This is a genomic window from Frankia sp. QA3, assembly GCF_000262465.1.
Lineage (GTDB): Bacteria > Actinomycetota > Actinomycetes > Frankiales > Frankiaceae > Frankia.
In genome coordinates, this window is sequence record NZ_CM001489.1 from 1533808 (window position 1) to 1559133 (window position 25326).

The 25326-nt window shown below is 72.0% G+C and carries 17 protein-coding genes and 1 pseudogene; 9 read left to right on the top strand and 9 right to left on the bottom strand.

Annotation, left to right across the window (positions count from 1 at the left end; genetic code table 11):
• Window positions 1-11: 11 nt before the first annotated feature.
• From FRAQA3DRAFT_RS06025 to FRAQA3DRAFT_RS06040, 4 genes are all read right to left on the bottom strand, one after another.
• Entirely contained in the window at window positions 12-3134 is a 3123-nt protein-coding gene (locus FRAQA3DRAFT_RS06025) for a tetratricopeptide repeat protein (protein WP_009738179.1), read from the bottom strand.
• A 194-nt stretch (window positions 3135-3328) separates the two neighbouring features.
• Entirely contained in the window at window positions 3329-4030 is a 702-nt protein-coding gene (locus tag FRAQA3DRAFT_RS06030) for an LUD domain-containing protein (protein ID WP_035922338.1), read from the bottom strand.
• Window positions 4027-5508 (bottom strand): lactate utilization protein B, encoded by a 1482-nt coding sequence (locus FRAQA3DRAFT_RS06035; RefSeq protein WP_009738181.1) that lies wholly within the window; start codon window positions 5506-5508, stop codon window positions 4027-4029. The genes FRAQA3DRAFT_RS06030 and FRAQA3DRAFT_RS06035 overlap by 4 nt, the downstream gene beginning before the upstream one ends.
• On the bottom strand, window positions 5505-6260 hold the full coding sequence (locus FRAQA3DRAFT_RS06040) for a (Fe-S)-binding protein (protein WP_009738182.1): 756 nt from the start codon (window positions 6258-6260) through the stop codon (window positions 5505-5507). The genes FRAQA3DRAFT_RS06035 and FRAQA3DRAFT_RS06040 overlap by 4 nt, the downstream gene beginning before the upstream one ends.
• Before the next feature lie 300 nt (window positions 6261-6560).
• Between FRAQA3DRAFT_RS06040 and cysK the strand changes: the two genes are divergently transcribed.
• Entirely contained in the window at window positions 6561-7493 is a 933-nt protein-coding gene (cysK, locus tag FRAQA3DRAFT_RS06045; protein WP_009738183.1) for a cysteine synthase A, read from the top strand.
• A gap of 3 nt (window positions 7494-7496) precedes the next feature.
• A complete protein-coding gene (gene cysE, locus FRAQA3DRAFT_RS06050) occupies window positions 7497-8228 on the top strand; it encodes a serine O-acetyltransferase (RefSeq protein WP_009738184.1) in 732 nt (243 codons plus the stop codon).
• A gap of 44 nt (window positions 8229-8272) precedes the next feature.
• Here the strand turns inward: cysE and FRAQA3DRAFT_RS06055 are convergent.
• Window positions 8273-8866 (bottom strand): annotated as a pseudogene (locus FRAQA3DRAFT_RS06055) (transposase); the annotation flags it as partial.
• A gap of 380 nt (window positions 8867-9246) precedes the next feature.
• Here FRAQA3DRAFT_RS06055 and FRAQA3DRAFT_RS06060 point away from each other — a divergent pair.
• Entirely contained in the window at window positions 9247-10092 is an 846-nt protein-coding gene (locus tag FRAQA3DRAFT_RS06060) for a hypothetical protein (protein ID WP_009738185.1), read from the top strand.
• 206 nt (window positions 10093-10298) lie between these two features.
• Here the strand turns inward: FRAQA3DRAFT_RS06060 and FRAQA3DRAFT_RS06065 are convergent, their stop codons facing one another.
• The 3 genes from FRAQA3DRAFT_RS06065 to FRAQA3DRAFT_RS06075 all read right to left on the bottom strand — a co-directional run bounded on the left by FRAQA3DRAFT_RS06065 (window position 10299) and on the right by FRAQA3DRAFT_RS06075 (window position 15379).
• Complete coding sequence (locus FRAQA3DRAFT_RS06065) at window positions 10299-11375, bottom strand: phosphatidylinositol-specific phospholipase C (RefSeq protein WP_009738186.1); 1077 nt, start codon at window positions 11373-11375, stop codon at window positions 10299-10301.
• A gap of 583 nt (window positions 11376-11958) precedes the next feature.
• Window positions 11959-14037, bottom strand: a complete 2079-nt coding sequence (locus FRAQA3DRAFT_RS06070) for a PKD domain-containing protein (RefSeq protein ID WP_009738187.1) — start codon at window positions 14035-14037, stop codon at window positions 11959-11961.
• 289 nt (window positions 14038-14326) lie between these two features.
• A complete protein-coding gene (locus FRAQA3DRAFT_RS06075; protein WP_009738188.1) occupies window positions 14327-15379 on the bottom strand; it encodes an Lrp/AsnC family transcriptional regulator in 1053 nt (350 codons plus the stop codon).
• 186 nt (window positions 15380-15565) lie between these two features.
• Between FRAQA3DRAFT_RS06075 and FRAQA3DRAFT_RS06080 the strand changes: the two genes are divergently transcribed.
• Both FRAQA3DRAFT_RS06080 and FRAQA3DRAFT_RS35795 read left to right on the top strand, forming a co-directional pair.
• Complete coding sequence (locus FRAQA3DRAFT_RS06080) at window positions 15566-17137, top strand: MFS transporter (RefSeq protein ID WP_009738189.1); 1572 nt, start codon at window positions 15566-15568, stop codon at window positions 17135-17137.
• 3 nt (window positions 17138-17140) lie between these two features.
• On the top strand, window positions 17141-17320 hold the full coding sequence (locus FRAQA3DRAFT_RS35795; RefSeq protein ID WP_035920629.1) for a hypothetical protein: 180 nt from the start codon (window positions 17141-17143) through the stop codon (window positions 17318-17320).
• Window positions 17321-17466: 146 nt separating this feature from the next.
• Here the strand turns inward: FRAQA3DRAFT_RS35795 and FRAQA3DRAFT_RS06090 are convergent, their stop codons facing one another.
• Complete coding sequence (locus FRAQA3DRAFT_RS06090; protein WP_009738190.1) at window positions 17467-18072, bottom strand: nucleoside triphosphate pyrophosphatase; 606 nt, start codon at window positions 18070-18072, stop codon at window positions 17467-17469.
• Window positions 18073-18450: 378 nt separating this feature from the next.
• Between FRAQA3DRAFT_RS06090 and hpnH the strand changes: the two genes are divergently transcribed.
• From hpnH to FRAQA3DRAFT_RS06110, 4 genes are all read left to right on the top strand, one after another.
• Window positions 18451-19452 carry an adenosyl-hopene transferase HpnH gene (gene hpnH / locus FRAQA3DRAFT_RS06095; RefSeq protein WP_009738191.1) on the top strand — a complete coding sequence of 334 codons (1002 nt, stop codon included), beginning with the start codon at window positions 18451-18453 and terminating at the stop codon, window positions 19450-19452.
• A gap of 485 nt (window positions 19453-19937) precedes the next feature.
• Window positions 19938-22901: a branched-chain amino acid ABC transporter permease/ATP-binding protein gene (locus FRAQA3DRAFT_RS06100; RefSeq protein WP_009738192.1), complete on the top strand. Its 2964-nt coding sequence runs from the start codon at window positions 19938-19940 to the stop codon at window positions 22899-22901.
• Entirely contained in the window at window positions 22898-23662 is a 765-nt protein-coding gene (locus tag FRAQA3DRAFT_RS06105) for an ABC transporter ATP-binding protein (protein ID WP_009738193.1), read from the top strand. The genes FRAQA3DRAFT_RS06100 and FRAQA3DRAFT_RS06105 overlap by 4 nt, the downstream gene beginning before the upstream one ends.
• A gap of 49 nt (window positions 23663-23711) precedes the next feature.
• Window positions 23712-25295 carry an AMP-binding protein gene (locus FRAQA3DRAFT_RS06110; RefSeq protein WP_083873506.1) on the top strand — a complete coding sequence of 528 codons (1584 nt, stop codon included), beginning with the start codon at window positions 23712-23714 and terminating at the stop codon, window positions 25293-25295.
• Window positions 25296-25326: the final 31 nt, after the last annotated feature.

Consider the following 25326-nt stretch of genomic DNA (forward strand, 5'->3'; position numbering starts at 1 on the left):
ACCGGGAGTGCTCACCATCGGTGGTCGAGTCGAGTCTCTGCCGGGCTCGGCCGCTCCGGCGGCGGTGCCAGGTCGCGGCGGGTTTCGTTGACGCTGTCGGCGAGGGCACGGCGGCTCCGGGTGGTGTCCGGGTGGAACGGTCCGTGTTCGCGCATGGCGTCCGCGAGCGCCTCTCGGTAGAGGCGGACGGCGTCGGCGGGACGGCTGGCCTGGCGGTAGGTGTCGGCGAGGACGTCGCGGCTAGTGGTGGTATCGGGGTGACCGGAGCCGAGGGTCGTCGTGCGGATGGCCAGGACGCGTTCGTTGAGATCGATGGCCTGCGGTAGGCGACCTGTGGACTGGTAGAGATTGGCGAGCCTGTCGGCGGTCTGGAGGGTCCTGATATCGCTGACGCCGTGTGCTCGGGCGTGGTCACCAAGCAACTGTTCGGTCAAGGGGCGGGCCTCTTCGAGCTGTCCCATGCGTCGGTACGCGGTGGCGAGGGCCTCCCGGGCGCCGACAGTGCGAGGGTGCCTGGAGCCGAGGACCTCGTTGTGGCGGTCGAGGGCATATTCGAGGTGAGGGACGGCATCGCCCGGCCTTCCCAGGCTGACGTACGACTCGGCGATCAGCTCGCGGGTCTCGACAGTGTCGTGGTGGTCTGGGCTGAGAGTGCGTACACGCCCATTCAACGCGCGTTCGAACAGAGGCAGGGCCTGCTCGGGTCGTCCGGCCCCGAGGTGGACCCGGGCGAGTCCGTGGGCGCTGTCGAGGGTGGCGGGGTGGTCGGGACCGAGGGTGTCCTCCCGGAGAGTCAGGGCCTCGTCGAGGTTGCGGGTTGCGTCGTCGAGGCGGCCGGTCTGGTGGTAGGTGATACCGAGGTGGTGGCGGGTGTCGAGGGTAGCGGGATGGTCGGGGCCGAGGACGTCGCGGCGGGTGTTGAGGGTTCGTTCGAACTGGGCGACGGCGTCGGGCAGCGCGCCGGTGCGGCGGTAGGCGACGGCGAGGTCGTGGCGGGTGTCGAGGGTGGCGGGGTGCTCGGGGCCGAGGACGCGGCGGCGGTCGGCGAGGGTGTCGCGGAGCAGGTCGGTGGCCTGGTCGCCGCGGCCGGCGTCGTCGTAGGCGCCGCCGAGGCTGTGGCGGCTGGCGAGGGTGTCGGGGTGGCGGTCGCCGAGGACGCGGGTGCGGCCGTCGAGGGTGCGTTCGAACAGGTCGATCGCGTCGCCGAGCTGACCGTCCTGCCGCAGCACCCGGGCCAGGACGTCCTGGCTGGTCAGGGTGTCGGGATGGTCGCGGCCGAGGATCCGGGTGCGGTCGGCGAGGGTGGTTTCGGCGAGACGGCCGGCGGTGGGGATGTCGCCGGCGGCCAGGGTCGCCCGGGTCAGGACTTCCCGGCTGGTCAAGGTGTCGGGATGGTCCGGGCCGTCGAGGTCGTTGCGGGCGTGCACGGCGCGTTCGGCGAGGGGGACGGCCCGCTCGGCGTGGCCGTGCTCCAGCAGGTAGGCCGCGGCGTGCTCGGCCAGCCAGGCGGTCTGCGGGCTGTCGGCGGCAGCGAGGCGGCCGGCCTCGGTGGCGTCGAGGACGGTGAGCGCGTGGGGCAGCAGCTCCCGCCAGGCGGGCCAGGCGGCCGGGTTGGCCGTGACGGACTCGGGCAGCAACGCGCGCAGCATCCGGGTCAGGCCCGTGACGATCTGGTCGGCCTGCTCGGGGGTGGTGTGGGCGCGGGCGGCAGACCGGATCAGCCCGTGCATCGTCACGGCGGAGCCGTCGCGGTGGACGAGGCCGGAGCGTTCCACGGCGGCGATCGTCTCGGCCAGGTCGAGCGGGTCGCCGGCCTTTGCGCGAAGGCCGGCGTCACCGATCGCGTCCGGCTCGGCGGTGAGCAGCCGGATCGGCAGGGGGGCGTCGTCGCCCTGGGCGACGAGGCGCAGCAGATGGCCGGCGGCCGGCGTCTCGGCGTCGAGGCGCCGGATCGACTCGTCCCAGAGGGTGGCGACGCTGACCCCGGGGCGGTGCGGCGCCTCGTCCTGGGCGAGCAGATCGGCGGGCCGTGTGGTCAGCGCCTCGAGGTAGGACTCGGCCGGGGCGCCGCCCCGCCTGAGCCGGTCGGCAGCCTGGGCGAGGGCGAGGGGATGGTCGCCGAGGCGTTCGGCGATCCCGGCGGCGACGGCCGCGTCGATGCTCGGCCGCCGGTCGGCGAGCAGGGTGATGGAGTCGGTGCGGGTCATCGGCCCGACCGGCACGAGGGCACCGAGCCCGTCCCACTCCGGATTGCGGGAGGTCAGCAGCAGCCGGCCGGCGCCGGCGGGGCGCAGCCAGCCCGGCAGTCCGGCGGCGTCGGCGGCGTCGTCGAGGACGACCAGCCAGCGGCCGTCCGAGCGGGCGAGGTGCGCGAGCACGGCGGGAGGCTCGGCGTGCTCGGGCAGGCCGAGCGCGGGGGCGAGGGCGCGTATCCGCTCGCCGACCAGCTCGGGGCGTCCCGCCGGCACCCACCAGACGGCGTCGAGGTCCCGATGGTGCTGGCGGACGTATTCCGTGACCAGGCTGGTCTTCCCGATGCCGGCGATGCCCGTCACGGCGACCAGCGGCGAGCGGGCGAAGGCCGCGTCGAGGCGCGCGAGGGAGTCGGCGCGGCCGACGAACTGGCCGGGTGGTTCGGGCACGTTCCACACGGCCGGCAGGTCTCGCGGGTAGATCGGTCCGCCGGGGTAGACCGGTGGGATCTCCGGGCCGCCCCGCCCGCCCCGGACGGCCGCGAGCAGCTCCGTGCGGGCGGCGAGATCACCGCGGTCGAACAGGTCCAGCGGGGTGACCTGGTGGAGCAGGCCGGGCAGCGGCCGGTCGGTCGTGCGCACCACCAGCAGCCGCCGTTCGTCGCCGGGGGAGTCGGCCGACCAGGCCGCCGTCCACTCCGCGGCGGCGGTGGGGGAGCGCAGGTAGCCGTCGGTCACCACGGCGATGGTGTGCCGGGCCTGGCTCACCGCCCGGTGCCGCCACGCGACGTGGTTGTCGCCCGGTGCCAGGTCCCACGACTCGACCCTGATCCGGTAGCCGGCATCCTTCAACTGCCAGGCGATCCACTCGGCCCAGGTCCTGCCGTCGTCCGCGTACGACACGAAACAGTCGAGAGCGTCCTGCTCGCCCCCGCCGGTCACCCGGACAGAATCCCACAGTCACACAGGCAGACCGGCCCCCCTTGCCACGAACCGGCTCAGGTGACTGACTCGGTTGAGAAGGAAGCTGCCACCAGCTCCACGGGCGAGGTGGTCGCGAACCCGCGGCACCTGCGGTCGAAACAGCGCCACCTTGTGAACCCGCGCGATGCGGCGGGAATCCCCGGCCTTCAGCCTCAGGCCGGGGCGGGGGGTGCGGCGACGAGGATGACGGTGAGGGTGCGGGGGCCGTGGACGCCCTCGACGCGTTCGAACTCGATGTCGCTGGTGGCCGACGGGCCGCTGATGAGCGTGATCGGGCGGGTCGGGTCCAGGCGGGCGAGCAGGTCGGGGACGCCGTGGACGACCTGGTCGGCCCGGACCACGCAGACGTGGACGTCGGGTACCAGGGTGATCGCGCGCCGGCCCTGGTCGGGGGAGCCGTCGAGGGCGATCGTCCCGGTCAGCGCGCAGGCCGCCGCGCAGGCGGTGACCACCGCCGCGAACCCGTCGAGTTCAACGGCGGTGAAGCCGTCGTCGACGACGCCGGCCGGGCACCAGCTCGCCGGCAGCCCGGGCGGGACGAGCACCGCCCCGCCGCCCCGCTCCGCGGAACCGGGCGTGGGTCCGACGGAGGCGGCGGCCAGGGCTGCGCGGATCGCGGCCGGCTCGTCGCCGGGGGCCGCGTCGACAACGGACGCCCGGTAGTCGATGAGCCGGCGGCGCAGCAGATCGAGCAGCGGCGGGCTGCCGGGGGCCGGGCCGCCGCCGCCGCGGTAGTCGCGGGGGATGGCGACATCGCCGTCCGCACGCGGTCCGTCCACCGCACCGCCGAGGCCGAGGCCCGCGTTGGCGTTCGCGGCCCGGATGCGGGCCAGCACCTCGTCGCGCGCGCTCACGCCGAGTTGCCGCGGGTGCGGGACCACCACTGGCGGAAGGTCTCCTCGGGGGGCCGGGGGGCGTCGCGGCTGGACGTCCATGCCGACAGCGGCGGGGGCAGCGAGGACAGCCGGCCCGAGGCGCGTCCGCCCAACCGGCCGAGGCGGGAGGCGGTCTCGGCGGCGGCGAAGCGGGTGGGGGAGGACATCACCCAGGCGGCGGCGGCCATGGTGAGCGCCTCCGCGGTGGGCAGCGGGCGGGCGCGGGCGGCGTCGACGTGGGCGGTGCGCAGGCGGACGAGCAGTGACGGGATGTCGATGCGCACCGGGCAGACGTCGTAGCAGGCGCCGCACAGGCTGGAGGCGTAGGGCAGCGAGGCGTTGTCGTCGCTGCCGGCATGGATCCCGGTGAGCTGCGGGGACAGCACGGCGCCGATGGGCCCGGGGTAGATCGAGCCGTAGGCGTGGCCGCCGACGCGTTCGTAGACGGGGCAGACGTTCAGGCAGGCCGAGCAGCGGATGCAGTGCAGCGCGTCGCGGCCGACGGCGTCGCCGAGGGCGGCGGTGCGGCCGTTGTCGAGCAGGACCAGGTGGAACGACCGCGGCCCGTCGCCGGGGGTGACGCCGGTCCAGATCGAGGTGTACGGGTTCATCCGCTCGCCGGTCGACGAGCGCGGCAGCAGCTGCAGGAACACCTCCAGGTCCCGCCAGCTCGGCACGACCTTCTCGATGCCCATCACCGTGATCAGCGTCTCCGGCAGCGTCAGGCACATCCGCCCGTTGCCCTCGGACTCCACCACGACCAGCGCGCCGGTGTCGGCCACGGCGAAGTTCGCCCCGGAGACGGCGACCCGCGCCCGCAGGAACGTGCGGCGCAGGTGCGCGCGGGCGGCCATTGCCAGGCGGCGCGGCTCGGCGGTGAGCGACGGGTCGACGCCGGGCATCTTGCGCCCGAACAGCTCGCGGATCTCGGCGCGGTTGCGGTGGATCGCCGGGACGAGGATGTGGCTGGGCACGTCGTCGCCGAGCTGGATGATCAACTCGGCGAGGTCGGTCTCGTGCGCGATGATGCCGGCGTCGGCGAGCGCGGCGTTCAGGCCGATCTCCTGGGTGGCCATCGACTTGACCTTGACCAGCTCGGTCGCGCCGGTCGCCTGGACGAGCCCGGTGACGATCGCGTTGGCCTCGTTTGCGTCGCGGGCCCAGTGCACCGTCCCACCGCGGGCGCTCACCTCGGCCTCCAGCCGGACGAGGTGGTCGTCGAGGCGGGCCATCGTCGCCCGTTTGATCGCCTCGCCGGCGAGGCGGAGCTGCTCCCAGTCGTCGAGTTCGCCGACCGCCGCGGCCCGCTTGGTGCGGATGACCCCGGTGGCGTGGCCGAGGTTACGGCGCAGCTGGCTGTCGGCGAGTGCGTCACGCGCGGCGGCGGGGAAGGGCCGGTCACCACGCAGCTGCCCGACGCCGGCCGGCGCGGGGATCCCGAGGAACGTCGCCGTCACCGGATCCCTGTCCGATCGCCAGACGCCTGGGTGCTGGCGAGGATCTCGGCGAGGTGCACCGTGCGGGTCGCGGCCCGCAGCCGCGTCAGGCCGCCGCCGATGTGCATCAGGCAGGACGCGTCGCCGGCGGTGGCCACCTCCGCGCCGGTGCCGAGCACGTGGCGCATCTTGTCGGCGAGCATCGCCGTCGACGTCGGCGCGTTCTTCACCGCGAACGTGCCGCCGAACCCGCAGCAGGTCTCGGCCTCCGGCAGCTCCAGCAGCGTCATCCCGGCGACGTGGCGCAGCAGCCGCAGCGGCCGGTCACCCACCCGCAGCACCCGCAGCGAGTGGCAGGTCGGATGGTAGGTGACCCGGTGCGGGTAGTAGGCGCCGACGTCAAAGACGCCGAGCACGTCGACGAGCAGCTCGGACAGCTCGTACGTGCGGGCCGCGACCGCCTCGGCGCGGCGGGCGAGCGCGTCGTCGCCGGCGTCGCGGGCGAGCGCGGCGTGCTGGTGGCGCACCGAACCGGCGCACGACCCGGACGGGGTGACGACGACGTCGGCGCCCTCGAAGACATCGACGTGGTGGCGGACCAGCTCGACCGCCTCACGGGCGTAGCCGGTGTTGGTGTGCATCTGCCCGCAGCAGGTCTGCCCGGTGGGGAAGACGACCTCGTGACCGAGGCGTTCGAGCAGCTCGGTCGTGGCCTGCCCGACCCGGGGGAACAGCGCGTCGACCAGGCACGTCACGAACAGCGCGATCCTCATCCGGCCTCGCCTCCGGGCCCGACCGCGCCTTCGGACGTTCGACGCCGCGCCCCGGCACCGCGCCCGCCCGCGCACCTTCGATCCCGGACCCGCGCCACGGGCTCGAAACTATCCCGGCCGGACCGCGGACGTCCGCCCATCGCGCAACCCGCCGCGCCGCACCGACACCCGGGCGGGCACCGCCGCCGCGATCCGCGGCGCCCGATGGTGCCTGATTGCTCATGGACGGCTCCGCGCCGGAGTCGGGACATACCCTGGCCCTGTGACCAAGAGGGGCGCCGACCGAGGAGAAGAACGTCGATGAGGATCGCCGAGGACATCACGCGGCTGGTCGGGAACACGCCCCTGGTGCGCCTGAACCGGGTTACCGACGGGGTCGGGGCCCGGGTCGTGGCCAAGCTGGAGTCGTTCAACCCGGCGCACAGCGTGAAGGACCGGCTGGGGCTGGCGCTCATCGACGCCGCCGAGCGGGCCGGCGCGATCGGCCCGGACACCATCATCGTGGAGCCCACCAGCGGCAACACCGGCATCGCGCTGGCCATGGTGTGCGCGGCGCGCGGCTACAGGTGCGTGCTGACGATGCCGGAGACGATGAGCGTCGAGCGGCGGATGCTGCTGCGCGCCTACGGTGCCGACCTGGTGCTCACCCCCGGCGCCGAGGGGATGGCCGGGGCCATCGCCAAGGCCGAGGAGCTCGCGAAGGCCGACTCCCGCTACTTCATCCCCCAGCAGTTCGAGAACCCGGCCAACCCGGCGATCCACCGGGCCACGACCGCCGAGGAGATCTGGCGCGACACCGACGGGCAGATCGATATTCTCGTCGCCGGCGTCGGCACGGGGGGGACGATCACCGGGGTGGCGGAGGTCATCAAGCAGCGCCGGCCGTCGGCCCGGTTCGTCGCGGTCGAGCCCGCCGCCTCGCCGGTGCTGTCGGGGGGCGTGAAGGGGCCGCACCCGATCCAGGGCATCGGCGCCGGCTTCGTGCCCGGCGTGCTCGACACCTCGCTCGTCGACGAGATCATTCAGGTGCAGGCCGACGACGCGATGGAACTCGCCCGCCGCCTCGCCCGCGAGGAGGGCCTGCTGGTCGGCATCTCCGCCGGGGCGGCGGTGTCGGCGGCGCTGACGGTGGCGGGCCGCCCCGAGAACGCCGGCAAGCTGATCGTGGTGGTGCTGCCCGATTTCGGCGAGCGCTACCTGTCCACGCCGCTGTTCGCCGGCCTGGGGGACTGAGCCGTGCTCGCGACGCTGCGCCGGGACCTGCGTACGGCGCGGGACCGCGACCCTGCCGCCCGCTCCGCCCTCGAAGTCGCGCTGTGCTACCCCGGGGTGCACGCCCTGTGGGGCCACCGGGTGAACCACTGGCTGTGGACGCACCGGCTGCCGCTGCTCAGCCGGGTCGGCGCCGAGATGACCCGCAAACTGACCGGCGTCGACATCCACCCCGCCGCCCGGATCGGCGAGGGCGTGTTCATCGACCACGCCACCGGGGTCGTGATCGGCGAGACCGCCGAGGTCGGCGACGACGTGACGATCTACCACGGGGTGACGCTCGGCGGGACCAGCCTGGAGGCCACCAAGCGGCACCCGACGATCGGCGACCGGGTGGTGATCGGCGCCGGCGCGAAGGTGCTCGGCTCGTTCACCGTCGGCGCCGACAGCCGCATCGGCGCGAACGCCGTCGTCGTCCACCCGGTCCCGCCCGGCTCGGTCGTCGTCGGCGTTCCCGGGCAGGTCATCAGCCCCAGCCGCCCGCAGCCCGCCCACGACGACCGCCTGCCCGACCTGGTCGGCATCAGCCTTCAGTCGCTGCTCACCCGGGTCAACCGGCTGGAGGCGACCCGCGCCGACACCCCCGTCACGGCCGCTGCCACCGCCACCACCGCCGGCGGCGATGGTGCTGGCGAGCGGCCGCCGATCCGCCTCCCCCAGGCCGGCGTCTGGCAGGGGGAGGACTTCTCCATCTAGTGCGCTGACCACGATCCTTTTCGGGTTGGTCCTTTTCGGGTTGGTCAGGCAGCTTCTGTTCGGGGTCGTCCCCAGCGTTGTTGGCGTTCGCTGCGGATACGGGCGCGTTCGCGGCGTTGGGCTTGCAGGACGGTGGGGTGGCGGGCGTGGGTGTTGCGCCAGCGCAGGTAGTTCTGCAGGCGGTGGGCGAGTGCCGGGTGGTTCGGGTGGTTCGCGTTGGCCATGGTGAAGCTGCGTAGGGGGCCGAACTGGGCCTCGATCGGGTTCGCCCATGACTCGTAGGTCGGGGTCAGACACAGCTCGACGTTGTGGCGTGCCGCCCAGCGGCGGATTTTCGGGGTGGTGTTCGCGGACAGGTTGTCCAGAATGATGTAGACCGGGGCGGTGTCGGGGCGGGCGGCCCTGATCGATTGCAGGGCGGCCAGCGCGTTCGTTGCGCTCTTGCGGGTCCGGGTGACACCCCAGAGCTGGTCGTCGCCGAGGGAGTAGCAGCCGTGGAAGTAGCGGATCCCGTGGCGGCGGTGGTAGGTCGCGGGCAGCCGGTCCGGATGGGACTGCGGTGCCCAGCCGACCCCATGGGGCGGGCGGATCGACAGCGGCCCGAACTGGTCGAACGCGAAACAGCGGTTCGGATCCCGGCCCACACTGACCCGCCGGGTGAGGTTTTGACGTCCTCCCCGTCCTTCAGGGCGGGGAGGACGTCAAATCGGCATCAGTACCGATCCCGACGGTGAACCTGAAACCACCCGATCCCCAGCACCACGCCCGGCGTGTCCACACAACCCCGAAACGTTCATGGACAGCGCACTAGCGGTAGTTCGTTGGATCAGGGCGGGAGGTAGAGGTGCAGGCCGTGGCCTGCGCCGATCGTGGCGATCAGGGTGCGCAGCGGATCCTTGTTCCCTCATTCGGAGGAGGGATTGTCCCCCTGCGGGGGAGGCTTCGCTCTCATGACGTCACCTAACCTCCGGAGTGACGGTCGCCATATTTGCGATGACTCCGGCCATGGAGGCTCTCGTTGGGACGCATGCCGCATGACGTGATGTCGCACGAGCTCGATCTACTCTGGCAGTCGATCTTCACCTGGGTGAGCTGGGCCATCGCGCTCGCAATGATCGCGATCGCGATCTACTTATGGCGCAAGGAGCGGACGCCGTTCTATCTCTGCGTGGTGCTCGCGGCGGGCGTCGCGGCGTTCGCCGAGCCGCTGTACGATGTCGCCTTCGACCTGTGGTTTTTCGACTCGGACAGTGCCGGCACCCCTGGTGCGATGTGGTCGCACTTCAGCGCCTTCGGCGTTGTGCAGCCGAACTGGTCACACAGCGGCTACATCATTCTGTATGCCGCCGTCGCGCTCTATGCGGGGCGGAAGATGTACGAGGGCCGTCTGACCCGCAAGGGACTGTTCGCAATCTGGGGCCTGGAGATTGTCACCTCGTGCGTCTTCGAGGCGATCGGCACCGGCGTCAACGTCTACACCTACTACGGCCCCTACGAGCTGCGGATCTGGAACTACCCAGCCGTGATCGGCGTGCTTGAGGGCACCCAGACAGTCCTGTTCACGGTCCTGGCCGTGCAGATTTGGCGGCGCGTCTCCCGTACGTGGGGCCTGACCTCGCTGTTCGCTGCCTTCCCCATCACGATGTTCGGAGCGAACTTCGGCATCGGCAGTCCGATCATCATCGCGCTGCACCTGGACGGCGAGGACTTCTCCCGCGGGCTCGTGTGGGCCGCGACCTTCCTCACGATGGCCCTCTGCGTCCTGGCCATCCACGGCGCATCGAAGTTCCTTCCTCGGCCCCGCGCGGTCGTCGAGCCCGACAGCCTGCCCGTCCCGTCGAGCGACGACGCACTACTGGTGTGACCGCGCCCACCACCCGGACGTACTCGGGTCGAGGCCGGAGGGGTAGTCGTCATGAAAGGTGAGACAAGGGGCTGCTACAGTAATCGCCGCGCACGCCGTGATGTTGGACGTGTACGGTCGCAGTAGCGCCGACGGGCCCGGCTCTATCCTCAGGTCCATGGCCTATAAAAGAACTGGAGGCTCAAGACGCGAGGATTCTGCCGGCGCTACCAGTTGTAGTTCCAGTAGACGATTCCGCTGATCAGCCCCTCGTTCCAGCCGTCGTCGGAGTCGAAGAAGTCGAGCGGCATGACGCCCAACTGGCCCACGGTGCGCCACTGCTCGATGTTGCCCCAGATCGCGTCGTAGAGCGGCGGCTGGATGAGGTCGGCGTAGCCGTCCGGCGCGATCCACGGCGGGTCGTTCGCGCTCACGTAGTTGACGTAGAGGCGGTCGTCGCCCGGCTGGCGGTAGACGACCGACGCGTTCGCCTGGGCCCAGATCTCGTCGAACTTCACGCTCGGGTCGCTGTTGCCGTAGTCGTCCTGGATGACGAGGTCGGGCCCGCCGTAGTTGATGCCGCCGAGACCGGCCACGTCACCGAGCAGCACGATCTTCCCGCGGGCCCGGCCCACCGTCGGGATGTCGCCGTCGGTGTAGTAGTACGACCGCAGGTACCTGTTGTTGAAGATCTTCCGGAAGGTCTCGTCGCTTTCGTTGGAGTACTCCTGCTTCACCCGCATCAGGATGAACTCGGACGGGTGGCTGTAGAGGAAGTCCGCGCACTTCTGCTGGACGTCACCGAACATGATGTTCTGGTAGTAGGCGCCGTGGTGGATGGCGAACGACATGTCCGAGCCGCTGCCGACGACCCGGCACCGGATGTCGAGGAAACGGCAGCCCCGGTCGAGCTGGTCGGCGACGTCGAGCGTCTGGCAGGGCACGAAGATGTTTCCCTTGCCGTACCGCGCGCAGGATTCGTGGGTTCCGGGGATCGAGATCCGCCCGATCGACGTGCTGTCGGAGAGGTAGTACATCCACTCGTCGCTGGTGAGCAGCTCGGCCGACTTCGCGCGGCCACGCAGCAGCCGCCGGCCGACGCCTTCGCGGGGCTCGGCCCGCAGGGGGGCGAAGCTCGCCGCCTGGGACAGGGTCGGGCGCAGGTCGGCCTCGGTGGAGGCCGGACGTGTCATGGCGGGCGGGAGATCGGTGGGCCCGCCCGCCGGCCCGCCCGCCGGCCCGCCCGCCGTCCCGGTCGAGATCTCGGCGAGCTTCGTCTCGGCGTCGTCGTGCACGCTTGCCATCGGCGTCTCCAGGTCAGGGGAGTCTGCGGGAACTGCTGCGCCGCGGCCCGCTTCCGGGCCGGGTTCTTCCACGCCGCGGATTTCCCGGTGGGAAAAACGGCGGTAGCAGTGACAGTGACAGCGGCGGAAGGCCGGAGCTGGAATCGAGCTGGACGGCCCAGCGCGCACGCGAGAATTCGTCGGAACAGAGTGAGGAAACTGGAACGCGATGCGATCTGCCGCCGGTCCTGCTAAGACGCGGTGGCCAGCGGACGATATCTACCGGAACGACAGCTTAGGGGCGCGTCGCCGCCAGGCGAGGAGGATTCCCGGAAATTGTCCGGAACAGTGACCGCAGTGACCACGGTGCCTCCGGCGGCACTGTCTGCGGGCTGACCGCCGCGAGCCGCTCCGACGATCGCGGAACGCCGGGTGACGGCTCGGGCGTCCGCGGCGGATGCGTGGGAGAGCGCCTCCATGGTTCTTCCACAGGGTTGCGCGTCCGATTTATCCCTGTGGAGGAGACAGATGGCGCCGCTCCCATGCACACCACGATCCTCGGAGGCGGAGTCGGAGTCGGGGCTCGGACCTGAGTGTGTGGGTGCTAGCGCACGATGATGCGGGCCGAGGCCAGGTTGGGGATGCGGCGCGAGGTGGCGGCGACGTCGCCGTCGCGGTGGGATTCGACGAGGGCTGTGGCGAAGTAGGTGCCGGGCGCGTCGTAGGCGTGTGTCGTGGTCACGGTCACCTCGGCCTGCGAGCCGTCGAGGTCCTCCGTGCGCGGGAAGGTGCCCTGCCCGTCGAAGTCCCACCGGAGGCCGACGATCGTGCCGGCGCCGGGCGGCGTCTCGGCGTGGGCGGACAGCGTGACCGGCTCGCCCACCGCGACCCCGGCCCGGGCGCCGCCGTTCGCCGTCACCGACACGACCGGTTGGATACCGCGGCGCTCCTTGGCGGTCGCCGGCAGGACGATCGCGCCGTCGCGGTAGTCGTAGGCCGTGTCCACCGGTTCGATGCCGTTCTCCACCCAGTCGATCAGGTCGACCAGGGACTGCTCGATGATCGGCTGGTAGTTCACCAGGTAGGTGGTGTTGGCCCGGCCCGGCGCCGACGCCGCCATCATCGGCGGCACGTGCTCGGCATTCTCGGTCCAGCGCAGGCGGAACTTCGTGCGGGCCAGTTCGACCCCGTACTCGCGTTCGATGTTCGCCTTGAAGCCCAGGCCCTGCGGCGGCCACAGCGACGAATCGTGCGTGTGGTGCACCCACATCAGCTTGCCTTCGATCCGGCCGGTGTGCTTGACGCCCATGAACGGCGACATCTCCGGTAGTTCGTACTGCGGGTAGACGGGCCGGCCGTCGATCCGCAGGAAGTCGTACTCCGGCTCCCACGGGAGGAGATGGTGCCGGTAGTAGTAGCAGTAGGCGAGAAAGGCATGGTTGTCGACGCGTATCCGGTCGCCCGGCTCGACCCCGGTGAAACGCAGGTTCGCGGCCTCGCCGTCGCTGTCGACGAGCAGCACGTCCTGGTGGCCGTTGAGGACGTAGAGGACGCGTCCCGCGGCCGCGCCGCTGGTCAGTTCGACGGCCGCCCCGAGAAGGTAGCCGTCCGGAACCTCGTCGAGCTGCACCGCCATCGGGATGTGCCACATGTTGTTCATGCCCGCGAACAGCGACGCCAACGCGCGCACCTGGTCCAGCTCCGGCGTCTGCAGGGTCGGGTCCTCGAGCAGGTCGTTGGCGTACAGGACCCGCCTGACCGTCGTCTCCAGCTCGATCAGGTCGTCGCGCACGAGCTCGGGCTGGTCGAAGCCGACGTGACCGGGCCTGGTCCAGAAATTTTCCCAGTACTGCGGGTAGTCGGCCTGCAGGCGGGTGGCCATCGACGACCACAGCCACATCTGGCCCATCGGCTGGGCGATGAAGGACTCGTCGCCACGCGGATAGCCGATCTTGTAGAGCGTCGCGAGTTCGGTGCGCTGATGGGTGTTCAGGCCGGCGAACGGATCGCCGCTGCCGCCCGGCCACATCGCGTCGACGACGTCGTGGATCCTGTCGCCGAGCACCCGCTGGACGTTGAACATCGACGAGAAGTTGGGCGTGCCGTTACGCAGTAATCGCAGGTCGCCGTAGTCGCCGTCCTGGGCGTCGCCCATGTAGGGCAGGGCCGCGTCCCACACGTCGGGCGCGTACGCCAGGCACAGCGGCGAGCGCCGCGCGCCGCCGCTTCCGCCGTACACGTAGGCGTACGCGGGCGGCGCGCCATAGATCTGGGCGGCCACGAACTTGGCGAAACGGGCGGACTCGGCGGCAGCCCGATAGCCGTAGATCGTCGGATCGGGGCCTGCCTTCGGATCCATGACATCGCCGATGTGACCCATGTTGGACTCGATGGCGAAGCCGCCCAACCGGAAGATCATCTCCAGCCCGCCGGTCACCTGGCCGAGCGGGCCGGTGTTGACGTTCTCGTGGCCGGCGTTGGCGCCTTCCAGCGGCTGGAAAAGGCGGCCCTGCCATCTCTCGGCGGGCGGATAACATAATGCGAACCGGGTGCTCGTCCCCTCGAAACCGCCGTGGATGTAACGATGCTCGACGGGCTCGCTGCGCTGTTCGTCCTCGTCGATGTACGGCACACCGAAGAAGCTGTCGGTCACCACGTAGGAGTCGAGTTCAACGAGCTTCATCGAGCTTCCTTTCACGCGTGAGTCACTGATGACCCGTCTGTGCTGCCGGCTGTTCACGGTCTATCGTCCGGATGGCGGCATGCCGCATGCGGTCTGTCGGCCTCGCGATTCGGCCACGTGGCTGACCCGCACTCACCACCACGCATCTCGGGGCGGGGAACGGCGGAGTGACGAACCTGACCAGGGCTCGACAGTAGAGTGACGCAGGCCACAAGTCAACGGCGTTCACCGCAAGGTGTGGTGGGCTCGCAAGCTGGCCAGCTCCTGCTTGCGGACCGGGGTTCGTGATCTAACCGACCGGGGATCCGTCGCCGGCCGGGAGGGTGCGGCGGGTGTCGTGCCGGGGGCCCGCGCCCTTGAGGTTGCGGTGGATCGGGGCGGTCTCGATGCGGCGGATGCCGGGGATCGCGGCGACCGGGCCGGTCAGGTAGCGGTAGAGGGCGCCGGCGTTGCGGCAGCCGACCGCCGCGTACAGGTTCGCCGTGCCGGTGGTCGCCCCGGCGAAGGCCACCTGCTCGTGCCCGGCGAGCGCGGTCCCGGCCTCGGCGAGCCGGGCCGGCTCGACCTCCAGCCACAGCGAGGCCCGCAGTTGCGGCTGCAGCCTGCCGTGGTCGAAGTCCAGGTCGTAGTAGAGCGCGCCGGACGACCGCAGCTCCGCCAGCCTGCGCCGCACCGTCGTCTGCGACCACCCGGTGGCGGTGGCCAGCTCGGCTGCCGGGGTCCGGCCGTCCACGGCGAGCGCGTCGAGCAGCCGCTGATCGTCGCGGCCGAGTGGGACAGGCTCCTCGGCGGTTTCGGTCCAGCAGCGCCCGGGTGCGTCGGCCGGGGCCAGCGCGGCGGTCTCGGCCGCACCGAGCGGGCCGGTGCGGGTCAGCGGGCTGAGGTCGCGGCCGAAGAAGACGTGCAGCAGCGCGTGCGCGGTCACCTGCACCACCCGAGGGGTGCGCGGGAGCTGCTGCAACAGCAGCGTGTCGTCCTGCCCGGGGACGGCGCCCTGCACGATGCAGGAGATCTCCGTGCCGCCGGAGATCAGGCTCACCCAGCGGGTGTCGGTACGCCGGGCCAGCGCCGCACCGACGGAAGCCGCCGCGTCCGGGGTGCACCGCACCCGTACGAGCCACGTGGTCAGCCCGATCCGCAACGGGTCGACCAGGCCCAGCACCCGGACGGTCCCCGTGCCGCGCAGCCGCGCGTAGCGGCGGGCGACCGTCTGGTCGGAGACGCCCAGCACCTCGGCGATCCGCGCGAACGGCGCCCGGCCGTCGATCTGGAGGGCGTGCATGATCCGCCGGTCGAGCTGGTCCAGGGCATCGAGCGGAGGCCACGACGCGTCGGATTCCACCCGCCGAGGCTATCGGCTGTCGGATTCCGCCGCGCCGGCTCTCCTGGCTGGGGTGTGGGCCCGTGCCCGATGGACTGTGGAACCACGGATCAACCGGCCACCCGGCTGCCGACGCCGGAGCGCCCCACGGCCGGGCGACGTCACGGCGGCCACCCGGCCCTCGCCCCGGAACGGAGTTCCCCCGTCATGCGTAAATGGCTGCCCCTCACGGCGATCTGCCTGGGCGCCTTCATCCTGCTGGTCGACGTCACCATCGTGAACGTCGCCCTGCCCCGGATGGCGGACGACCTGCACGCGTCCTTCACCTCCCTGCAGTGGGTGATCGACATCTACGCCCTCGCGCTGGCCGCCCTGCTGATGGCCGCCGGCTCGCTGGCCGACCTGTTCGGCCACCGCCGGCTGTACGTGGCCGGGCTCGTCGTCTTCGCGGCCGCGTCCCTGGCGTGCTCGCTCGCGCCGAACGCCGCCCTGCTCATCACCGCCCGGGCGGTGCAGGGAGTCGGCGGCGCCGCGATGTTCGCGACCTCGGCCGCGCTGGTCTCCGCGACCTATCACGGCCGGGACCGCGGCGTGGCCTTCGGCGTGTGGGGCGCGGTCAACGGCGCCGCCGCCGCGGCCGGGCCCATCGCCGGCGGACTGCTCACCGAGGGCCTGGGCTGGCAGGCGATCTTCCTGGTGAACCTGCCGATCGCCCTCGGCGCGATCGTCCTGACCCTGCGGGTGCTGCCGGCCGGCGCCCGCGGCGCCGGCCGGCTGGACGTGCCCGGCGCGACCGCCTTCACGCTGGCCGCGGCCGCGCTGACGTACGCCCTGATCAGAGGTGGCGAACACGGCTGGGACGACCGGCTGACCGTGGCGTCCTTCGTGATCGCCGGGCTCGCGGCGGCCGGTTTCGTCGTCGTCGAGTGGCGGGCCGCCCAGCCCATGCTGGACCTGGCGCTGCTGCGGCGCCCGTCCTTCGCCGGGCTGCTGACCGGGGCGTTGCTGTTTCAGATGGCGGCGTTCGGCGGCCTGCTCTTCGTGTCGTTGTGGCTGCAGAACGTCCTGGGGCTCAGCCCGGTGCGCGGCGGCCTGGCGCTGATGCCGCTGGCCGGGACGGCGTTCGTGGTCGCGGCGGTCGCGGGCCGGCACATGCCCCGGTTCGCGCCGCGGCTGCCGATCGGGGTGGGCCTGCTCTGCATCGCCGCGGGCTCGGCGCTGCTGTGGCTGACGGTGCAGGCCGACTCCGGCCAGTCCGCGCTGTTCGCGGGCCTCGCCGTGGTGGGCGCCGGCGTCGGGCTCACGACGCCGGTGCTGGTCTCCGCCGCGGTCGAGTCGGTGCCGCCGCGGCAGGCGGGCATGGCGGGGGGCGCCGTCAACACCTTCCGCCAGCTCGGCATGACCCTGGGCATCGCGTTGTTCGGAGCGGTCTTCTCGGCCCGACTGCGGTCGGCGCCGTCGGTCCGGGCGGGCTACGCCGCCGGCATCGACCGGGTCTCGCTGTGGGCGGCGGTGGCGGCGCTGGTCGGCGCCGTGGTCGTCCTGGCCACCGTCCGCCGCGGCGTCCACGCCGAGCACGGCCCGGCGGCTGCGGCCGGGAGCGCTGGTACGGCCGGGAGCGCTGGTACGGCCGGGAGCGCTGGTACGGCCGTGGGCGCTGCTGCGGCCGCCGCCGGAGCCGCCGGGTCCTCGGGATCCGCGGCCGAGCGGTCGGAGGCTTCCCAGCGGGTGGGCATCGACGACACGTCACAGCGTGCCGCCGGCGCAACCCGGCATTGAGGAGTGCTGACGCTGAAGTGGCTGGATCCAGCGGACGCCAGCCTCGCGTCCACCGACGACGGAGAGGACCGGCCCGCCGTCTCCCTCCATGATCACCTCATGTACGGCATCGTGCCGAGGGCTGAGCACGGTCTGGGGCCGCAACGCGCCGCAACGCCGTACTTATCCCTCGGCACGATCTGACCGCCATCTGGCCGGAAAGGGGGTGTCCGGCCCGCCGCAGCGTGGTGTCACCGATGTGGCCATGATCCGACCGCCATCGGGTGGGGGCGGGTGACCGGGCTGGCGGGTGTGCGGGCTGGCGGGTGGGCGGCGTCGGCGGGTGGCGCTCAGGGGCCGGTCTCGGTCGCGGCGGTGGGGACGCCGGCGTCGAGGCCGGCGAGCAGGTCGCGGACGACGGCGGTCGGCAGGCCGATGACGGTGTCGAGGTCGCCGTCGACGGCGGTGACGAACGCAGCGGCGCCACCCTGGATCGCGTAGGCGCCCGCGGCGTCCATCGGCTCGCCGGAGGCGACGTAGGCGGCGAGCTCGGCGTCGGGCACATCGCGCATCGTGACCGCGGTGACGGCGGCGCGGCCGCGGACGGTGCCGGTCGCCGCGTCGAGCACGACGACGCCGGTGACCACCCGGTGGGTCCGCCCGCGCAGGCTGCGCAGCATGGCGAGGGCCTCGGCCGGGGAGGCGGGCTTGCCGAGGATCCGGCCGTCGATCTCGACGACGGTGTCGCTGCCGAGGATGAGGCGGTCGGGACGCAGCGCGGCGACGGCGCGGGCCTTGCGCTCGGCGAGCTCAACGGTCAGCTCGGGGGCCGTCGCGGTCGCCGTCGACTCGTCGACGCCACTGACGACCACCTCGAAGGGCACGCCGAGCCGGGCCAGCAGCTCGCGGCGCCGCGGTGACCCGGATGCGAGCACGATGCGCCGGTCCGCCGTCATGCAGGCAGCGTATCCAGCGCGGGCCACGGCCTACCCGCCGGCCACGGCCCACCCCCCGGCGGGTCGGCGCGTCGGCGTTTCGGCGCGTCGGCGTCGTCAGGCGGCGAGCTTTTCTGGTGCGGTGGACAAGCACATTCGACCAAGCGTCGAACGCGGAGCCGAACGAGCACCCGTCGGGCCGGCTGGCCTGCTGACCGGGCTATTCGTCGATTGACCCTTTCGGGCGTGGGCGGGAGGGGTTGGGTCGTACCTCGTCGGTTACATAACTCTCACCGGTGCTCGGCCGTGAACCGGATGGATCGTGGACCTAGACTGGATCCGGCAGGGCACTGCTCCACCCACCCGGCGATGTCGAGATCAAACACCAGGAGGGTGAAAATGGCCATTCCAGCACGTCAGGCGATCAGGGTCGGGGCCTATCTCGCGAAGCAGAAACTTCTGCGGCGGGAGAAGTTTCCCATCACCCTCGAGCTGGAACCGCTGTTCGCGTGCAACCTCGCGTGTGAGGGCTGTGGCAAGATCCAGCATCCGGCGGACGTGTTGAAACAGCGAATGCCGGTCGAACAGGCGCTGGCCGCCGTCGACGAGTGCGGTGCCCCCGTGGTCTGCCTGGCGGGCGGCGAACCGCTGATGCACCCGCAGGTCGAACAGATCGTCGCGGGCCTGGTGAAGCGCAAGAAGTTCGTGTACCTGTGCACGAACGCGCTGCTCATCCCGCGGAAGATCGACAAGCTGACCCCGTCGCCGTACCTGTCCTTCGCGGTGCACATCGACGGCCTGGAGGAACGCCACGACGAGATCGTGGCGAAGAAGGGTGTGTTCGCCCAGGCCGTGGACAACATCAAGGAAGCTCAGCGCCGCGGTTTCCGGGTCACCACCAACACGACCTTCTTCAACACCGACACCCCGCAGAACGTCATCGACGTACTGAACTTCCTGAACAACGAGCTCAATGTCGACGGGATGATGCTGTCCCCGGCGTACGCCTACGAGAAGGCCCCCGACCAGGAGAACTTCCTGGGCGTCGAGGAGACTCGGGAGCTTTTCCGGAAGGCGTTCGCGGAAGGCCGCCGGAAGGGCTGGCGACTCAACCACTCGCCGCTTTACCTGGACTTCCTCGAAGGCAAGCTCGATTTCCCCTGCACGGCCTGGGGAATCCCGTCCTACTCCCTGTACGGCTGGCAGAAGCCGTGCTACCTGATGGGTGACGGCTACGCCGAGTCCTACCAGGAGCTGCTCGACACCACCGACTGGGAGAGCTACGGGCGGGGCCGCGACCCGCGCTGCGCGAACTGCATGGCGCACTGCGGCCACGAACCGACGGCCCTCGCGGCCACGCTGGGGTCCCTGCGCGAGACCATCCGCGCCGCCGCGCGCTGATCCTCGCCGGACGCTGATCCGCCCCGCGCGCTGATATCCGCCCCGCGGGCTGATGCCCACCGCGCCAATCCCCGCCCCCGGCGGCTCGGTATCCCCGCCCCCGGCGGCTCGGTATCCCGGCCGCCGGGGGCCTGTTCGGTCGTGCGCCCCGCGCTGACCTGCCGGTCGTTCTAACTCTTTCGTCACCTGCACTGCCGCGGCCGACACGCCACCGCCGCGCCGCCTTCGGACCGGCCCCGACGCCCCTGCGAGCAGGTCAGACCCTCCGTCGCAGTAGAAGAACGCGCCAAGCCTCTGGTCGACAGACAATCTGACGGTATGATTCCGGCCACACGATCGAGTGGGCGGCCTGGCCGTTCGGGCGGGCATCCGACCGGGCGGGCCGTCCGGCCCCTGTGGCGAGTTCGGTCTGAGGCAGAATCTGACGGGAGTGTCGGAATGATCTTCCGAGGTGTGCGTTCCCGGTCGGCGGAGTGGCCGATCGCATGAACGACCTCTTACCTTTCGTGATCATCGGCCTGGTCTCCGGCTCCGTCTACGGACTGGCGGCCACGGGCCTGGTGCTCACCTACAAGACATCCGGGATCTTCAACCTTGCGCACGGGGCGGTCGCCACGACCGCCGCCTACACCTTCTACTTCTTACGGGTCCAACACGACCTCCCCTGGGGATTCGCCGCACTGCTGAGTGTCGGCGTCGTAGGACCCGCCCTCGGACTTCTGCTCGAGTTGATGGCACGCCGCCTCGCCGAAGTCCGGGTCGTCTACAAGATCGTTGCAACCATCGGGATCATCCTGGCCGTCCAGGGCTTCTTCACCGCCCGCTACGGCGCCCAGAGCCAGACCTTCCCCACCTTCCTGCCGACCGGCGAGGCGTTCACGCTGTCCGGGACGGTCATCACCTGGGACCAGATCATCATCACGGCCATCGCGCTGGTCGCCACCGCGGGGCTGTACCTGTTCTTCCGCTTCGCCCGCCTGGGCCTGGCGATGCGCGGCGTCGTCGACGACCCCGAGCTGCTCGACTCCGCCGGCACCAACCCGGTGGCGGTGCGCCGCTGGTCCTGGGTGATCGGCAGCACGTTCGCCTGCCTCGCCGGCGTCCTGCTCGCCCCGAGCCTGAGCCTGGACGCCCTGCTGCTGACGCTGCTCGTCGTGCAGGCGTTCGGCGCGGCCGCGCTCGGCTACTTCTCCAGCCTGCCGCTGACCTACGCCGGCGGCCTCGTCGTCGGCGTGCTCGCCTCCATCCTGACCAAGTACGGCGCGGTCACCCACCCGAACGCGCTGCTGACCGGGCTGCCGCCGAGCACCCCGTTCCTCGTGCTGTTCGCGGTCCTGCTCCTCACCCCGCGCCGGCGCCTGGTCGACCGGCGGCTGTCGGCCCGCCTGCTGGTCACCGACACCTGGCGGGCCCCGGCCCGGATCCAGGTCAGCGGCGCCGTGGTGCTCGCGGCCCTCGCCGTCGCCGTGCCGTTCCTCGTCGGCAGCTCGCGCATCCCGACCTACACCGACGCGCTGCTGAAGGTCATCCTCTTCCTCTCCCTCGGGCTGCTGGTGCGCACCTCGGGCCAGGTGTCGCTGGCCCACGCCGCGTTCGCCGCGATCGGCGCCGCGTCCATGGGGCACTTCACCACCGGCCTCGACCTGCCCTGGCTGGTCGCGCTGCTGCTCGCGGGCCTGGTCGCCATCCCGGTCGGCGCGATCATCGCGATCCCGGCGATCAGGCTGTCCGGGGTGTTCCTGGCCCTGGCCACCTTCGGCTTCGGCATCGCGCTGGAGCAGATGGGCTACCCGCTGAAGATCCTGTTCGGGTCCAGCACGTCGGGCGTGCGGGTGCCCCGCCCCGGCCTGTCGGCCTTCGAGAGCGACCGCGGGTACTACTACCTCGTCCTGATTTTCGTCGCGCTCGTCGCGGCCCTGGTGGTGGGCGTGCACCGCAGCCGGCTCGGGCGCCTGCTGCGCGGCCTGAGCGACTCGCCGACGGCGCTGGCCACCCACGGCGCGAGCGTGAACACCACCCGGGTGCTCGTGTTCTGCCTGTCCGCCTTCATCGCCGCGATCTACGGCGGCCTCTACGGCGGCTCGGTCTCGGCCGTGACCGGGTCGTCGTTCTCCTCGTTCTCCTCGCTGGTGCTCCTCGCCGTCCTGGTGATCAGCGTGGGCGGGGTGCCGTGGTACGCCTTCCTCGCCGCGGCGGGCATGGTCCTGCCCAGCGCCTACATCACCAACGAGAACACCACCAACTGGCTGAACTTCCTGTTCGGCGTGTCCGCCATCGCGGTGTCGCTGAGCGGGGGACCGCCGCGCAACGTCGCGCTGCGCCGCCTGGCCGACCGCCTCGGCGGCCGGCGACCCGACGCGGCGACCGTCGCGGCGGCACCGGCCGGCGAGCCGGGCACCCCCCCGCCGGCCGGCGCCGACGCGCTGCCCACCGCGCTGCCAGTCGACGTGCTGCCCATCGACGTGCTGCCCATCGACGCGACCGCGGCGGCTGACACGGCGGCGATCTCCATCGAGCGGCCCGCGGCGGTCGCGGCCGCGCCCGACAGCGGCATCCAGGTGGAGAAGATCAGCGTCCGCTTCGGCGGCAACCTCGCCGTCGACAGCTTCTCGCTGATCGCCCCCCAGGGCCGGGTCACCGGGCTGATCGGGCCCAACGGCGCCGGCAAGACGACGACGTTCAACGCGTGCAGCGGCCTGGTCCGCCCCAGCAGCGGGCGGGTGCGGCTGCACGGCTCGGACGTGTCGCGCCTGCCACCGTCGGCGCGGGCCCGCGGCGGGCTCGGGCGGACGTTCCAACGGATGGAACTGTTCGACTCGATGTCGGTGCGGGAGAACATCGTGCTCGGCCGGGAGGCGTCCATGGCCGGGGTCCGGCCCTGGCGGCACCTCGCCGGGACCCGCTCGCAGCGCAAGGTGGTCGCCGAGGCGGTCGAACGCGCCGCGGCCACCTGCGGGATCACCGACCTGCTGGACCGGCCCGTCGGCATCCTGTCGACCGGGGAGCGCCGGCTGGTCGAGCTCGCCCGCTGCCTGGCCGGCCCGTTCGACATGCTCCTGCTCGACGAGCCGTCGTCCGGCCTGAACCGGCTGGAGACCGCCCGCTTCGGCGAGGTGCTCGCCGAGGTGATCCGCCAGGGCGACGTCGGCGTCCTGCTCATCGAGCACGACATGGCGCTGGTCATGGAGGTCTGCCACTACATCTACGTCCTCGACTTCGGCGTCCCGATCTTCGAGGGGACGCCCGCCGAGGTCGCCGCGAGTGACGCCGTGCGCGCCGCCTACCTCGGCTCCGAGGCGGCCACCGGCGACTCGGCCGACCAGACCGACGCGGCCGACCAGAACAGCTCGGCCGACCAGAACAGCTCGGCCGACCAGGCCGGCCGGGGCGCGCCGGCCGATCCGGCGGCGTCGTCGCGCCAGACCGTGTCCCAGGAGGTGAGCTCATGACCGTCACCGAGACCCGGCCGGGGGGCGAGGGCGCCGCCGCTGCGCCCGCGGCCCCGGTGCTGGAGGTCCGCGGGCTGGACGCCGGCTACGGCGCCTCGGCCGTGCTGCACGACGTCTCGCTGACCGTGCCGCGCGGCAGCGTGGTCGCGCTGCTCGGCCCGAACGGCGCGGGCAAGACGACGCTGCTGCGGGTGGCCTCGGGCCTGCTGCGCCCGACCCGCGGCGAGGTGATCCTCGACGGGCGTGACGTCACCCGGGCCCGGCCCTACCAGCGGGCCCGGGGCGGGTTGTGCCACATCCCCGAGGGCCGGGGCGTCTACCCGTCGCTGACCGTGCGGGAGAACCTCGTCCTGCACACCTGGAAGCGCAACGTCGACGACGCGGTCGAGCGCGCGGTGGCGAACTTCCCGATCCTCGGCAGCAAGCTGTCCCAGCCGGCGGGCGAGCTCTCCGGCGGCCAGCAGCAGATGCTCGCGGTGATGCGCGCCTACCTCGACGACCCCGCCGTCGTGCTGGTCGACGAGGTGTCGATGGGGCTCGCCCCGGTGATCGTCGACCAGATCTACGAGTTCCTCGACCGGATCACCCAGGCCGGGACGTCGCTGCTGCTCGTCGAGCAGTACGTCCACCGGGCCCTGGGAGCGGCCGACCGGGTCTGCGTGCTGACCAAGGGGCGGATCGTGTTCGACGGGCGCCCCGAGGACGTCGCCGAGGAGGTCTTCGAGCACTACCTGGGCGTCGACCCGAACCACGGCGGCTGATGCGCGACACCGGCCCTGACCAGGGAACCGGCACTGACCGCAGAGAGGAGTGGCCGCCGTGACGACGTCCGCATCGGCCGTGATACCCGTCGACGACCTCACCTTCTGGGAGCTGTGCGACCGCCGGGCCCGGCTCACCCCGGACCGGTTGATGATCGTCGACGAGCGGGACCGCCGGATCACCTTCGGCGAGTTCCGCGACCGGGCCGAGCGGGTGGCCGCGGGCCTGCACCAGCTCGGCATCGGCCCGGGTTCCCGGGTGAGCTGGCAGCTTCCGACCAGGATCGAGACCCTGCTGGTGTGCCTGGCCCTGGCCCGCCTCGGCGCCCACCAGAACCCGATCATCCCGGCGGTGCGGGGCCGGGAGGTCGGCTTCGCGCTGCGCCAGACCGGCGCCGAGTGGGTGGTGCTGCCGGGCACCTGGAACGGGTTCGACTACGTCGAGATGGTCGACGGGCTCGACTGGTCGCACGCCCCCCGGCCGCGGATCGTGGTCGTGGGTCTCGACGACCTGCCCGACGGCGACCCGGCGAGCCTGCCGCCGCCGCCGACCGACCCGCGCGAGGCCCGCTGGACCTTCTACACCAGCGGCACGACGTCCGAGCCCAAGGGCGTGCTGCACTCGGACGAGTCGCTGATGTGGGGCGGGCGGGGCTACGCCGAGCGGATGCGGCTCGACGCCGACACGGTGTTCGCGATGCAGTTCGCGATCGCGCACATCGGCGGGCCGAACCTGTTCTGCTTCATGTTCTCCGTCGGGATCCGCACGCTGTCGGTGGAGCGGTTCGACCCGTCGTCGCTGGCAGAGCTGTTCCGCCGGCACCGGGTGAACCTGTGCGGCGGCAGCGTCGCGTTCGGTGAGCTGCTGCTGCGCGAGCAGCGCCGGCGCGGGGCCGGCCGGCTGCTGCCGGACCTGCGCCAGCTCGGCGGCGGCGCCGGCCCCACCCCACCGGCGATGTTCGACCAGATCACCGCCGAGCTGGGGGTGACCTACATCCCCGCCTACGGGATGACCGAGGTCCCGATGATCGCCGTCGGCTACCCCGACGACGACGTCGAGCTGCGGCGGGGGACCGACGGGGCGCCCGTGCGCGGCATCGAGATCCGGGCCGCCCGCCTCGACGGCACCGTCGCCGACCCGGGGGAGGAGGGCGAGCTGCAGATCCGCGGCCCCCAGGTGTGCGCGGGCTACCGGGATCCGGCGCAGACCGCGGAGGCGTTCGTCGACGGCTGGTTACGCACCGGCGACCTGGGCGTGGTCCGCCCGGACGGCCGGATCAAGCTCACCGGCCGGATCAAGGACATCATCATCCGCAAGGGCGAGAACATCTCCGCGCGGGAGATCGAGGACCTGCTGGGCACGCACCCGTTGGTGGCCCGGGTCGCCGTGGTCGGCCTGCCCGACGACGAACGCGGCGAGCGGGTCTGCGCGGTGGTGGAGCGGGTGCCCGGCCAGCCCGACCTGGACTTCGCCGAGATGCAACGCCACCTGCTCGCCGCGGGCCTCGGCCGCTACAAGCTGCCCGAGCAGCTCGAGCTCACCGACGAGCTGCCCACCCAGGGCTCGATGCTCAAGATCTCCAAAGCGGCGGTCCGCCGCGAGCTGCTCGCCCGCGCCGGGGCGGACACCTGAGGCGCGCGCGGCGCCGGCCAGTGCCTGGGCC

Coding starts and splice junctions, on each gene's coding strand:
- FRAQA3DRAFT_RS06040 (WP_009738182.1), bottom strand. CDS start 6,260: ATGAGGATCGCGCTGTTCGTGACGTGCCTGGTCGACGCGCTGTTCCCC.
- cysK (WP_009738183.1), top strand. CDS start 6,561: ATGAGGATCGCCGAGGACATCACGCGGCTGGTCGGGAACACGCCCCTG.
- FRAQA3DRAFT_RS06065 (WP_009738186.1), bottom strand. CDS start 11,375: ATGGCAAGCGTGCACGACGACGCCGAGACGAAGCTCGCCGAGATCTCG.
- FRAQA3DRAFT_RS06070 (WP_009738187.1), bottom strand. CDS start 14,037: ATGAAGCTCGTTGAACTCGACTCCTACGTGGTGACCGACAGCTTCTTC.
- FRAQA3DRAFT_RS06080 (WP_009738189.1), top strand. CDS start 15,566: ATGCGTAAATGGCTGCCCCTCACGGCGATCTGCCTGGGCGCCTTCATC.
- FRAQA3DRAFT_RS06090 (WP_009738190.1), bottom strand. CDS start 18,072: ATGACGGCGGACCGGCGCATCGTGCTCGCATCCGGGTCACCGCGGCGC.
- hpnH (WP_009738191.1), top strand. CDS start 18,451: ATGGCCATTCCAGCACGTCAGGCGATCAGGGTCGGGGCCTATCTCGCG.
- FRAQA3DRAFT_RS06100 (WP_009738192.1), top strand. CDS start 19,938: ATGAACGACCTCTTACCTTTCGTGATCATCGGCCTGGTCTCCGGCTCC.
- FRAQA3DRAFT_RS06105 (WP_009738193.1), top strand. CDS start 22,898: ATGACCGTCACCGAGACCCGGCCGGGGGGCGAGGGCGCCGCCGCTGCG.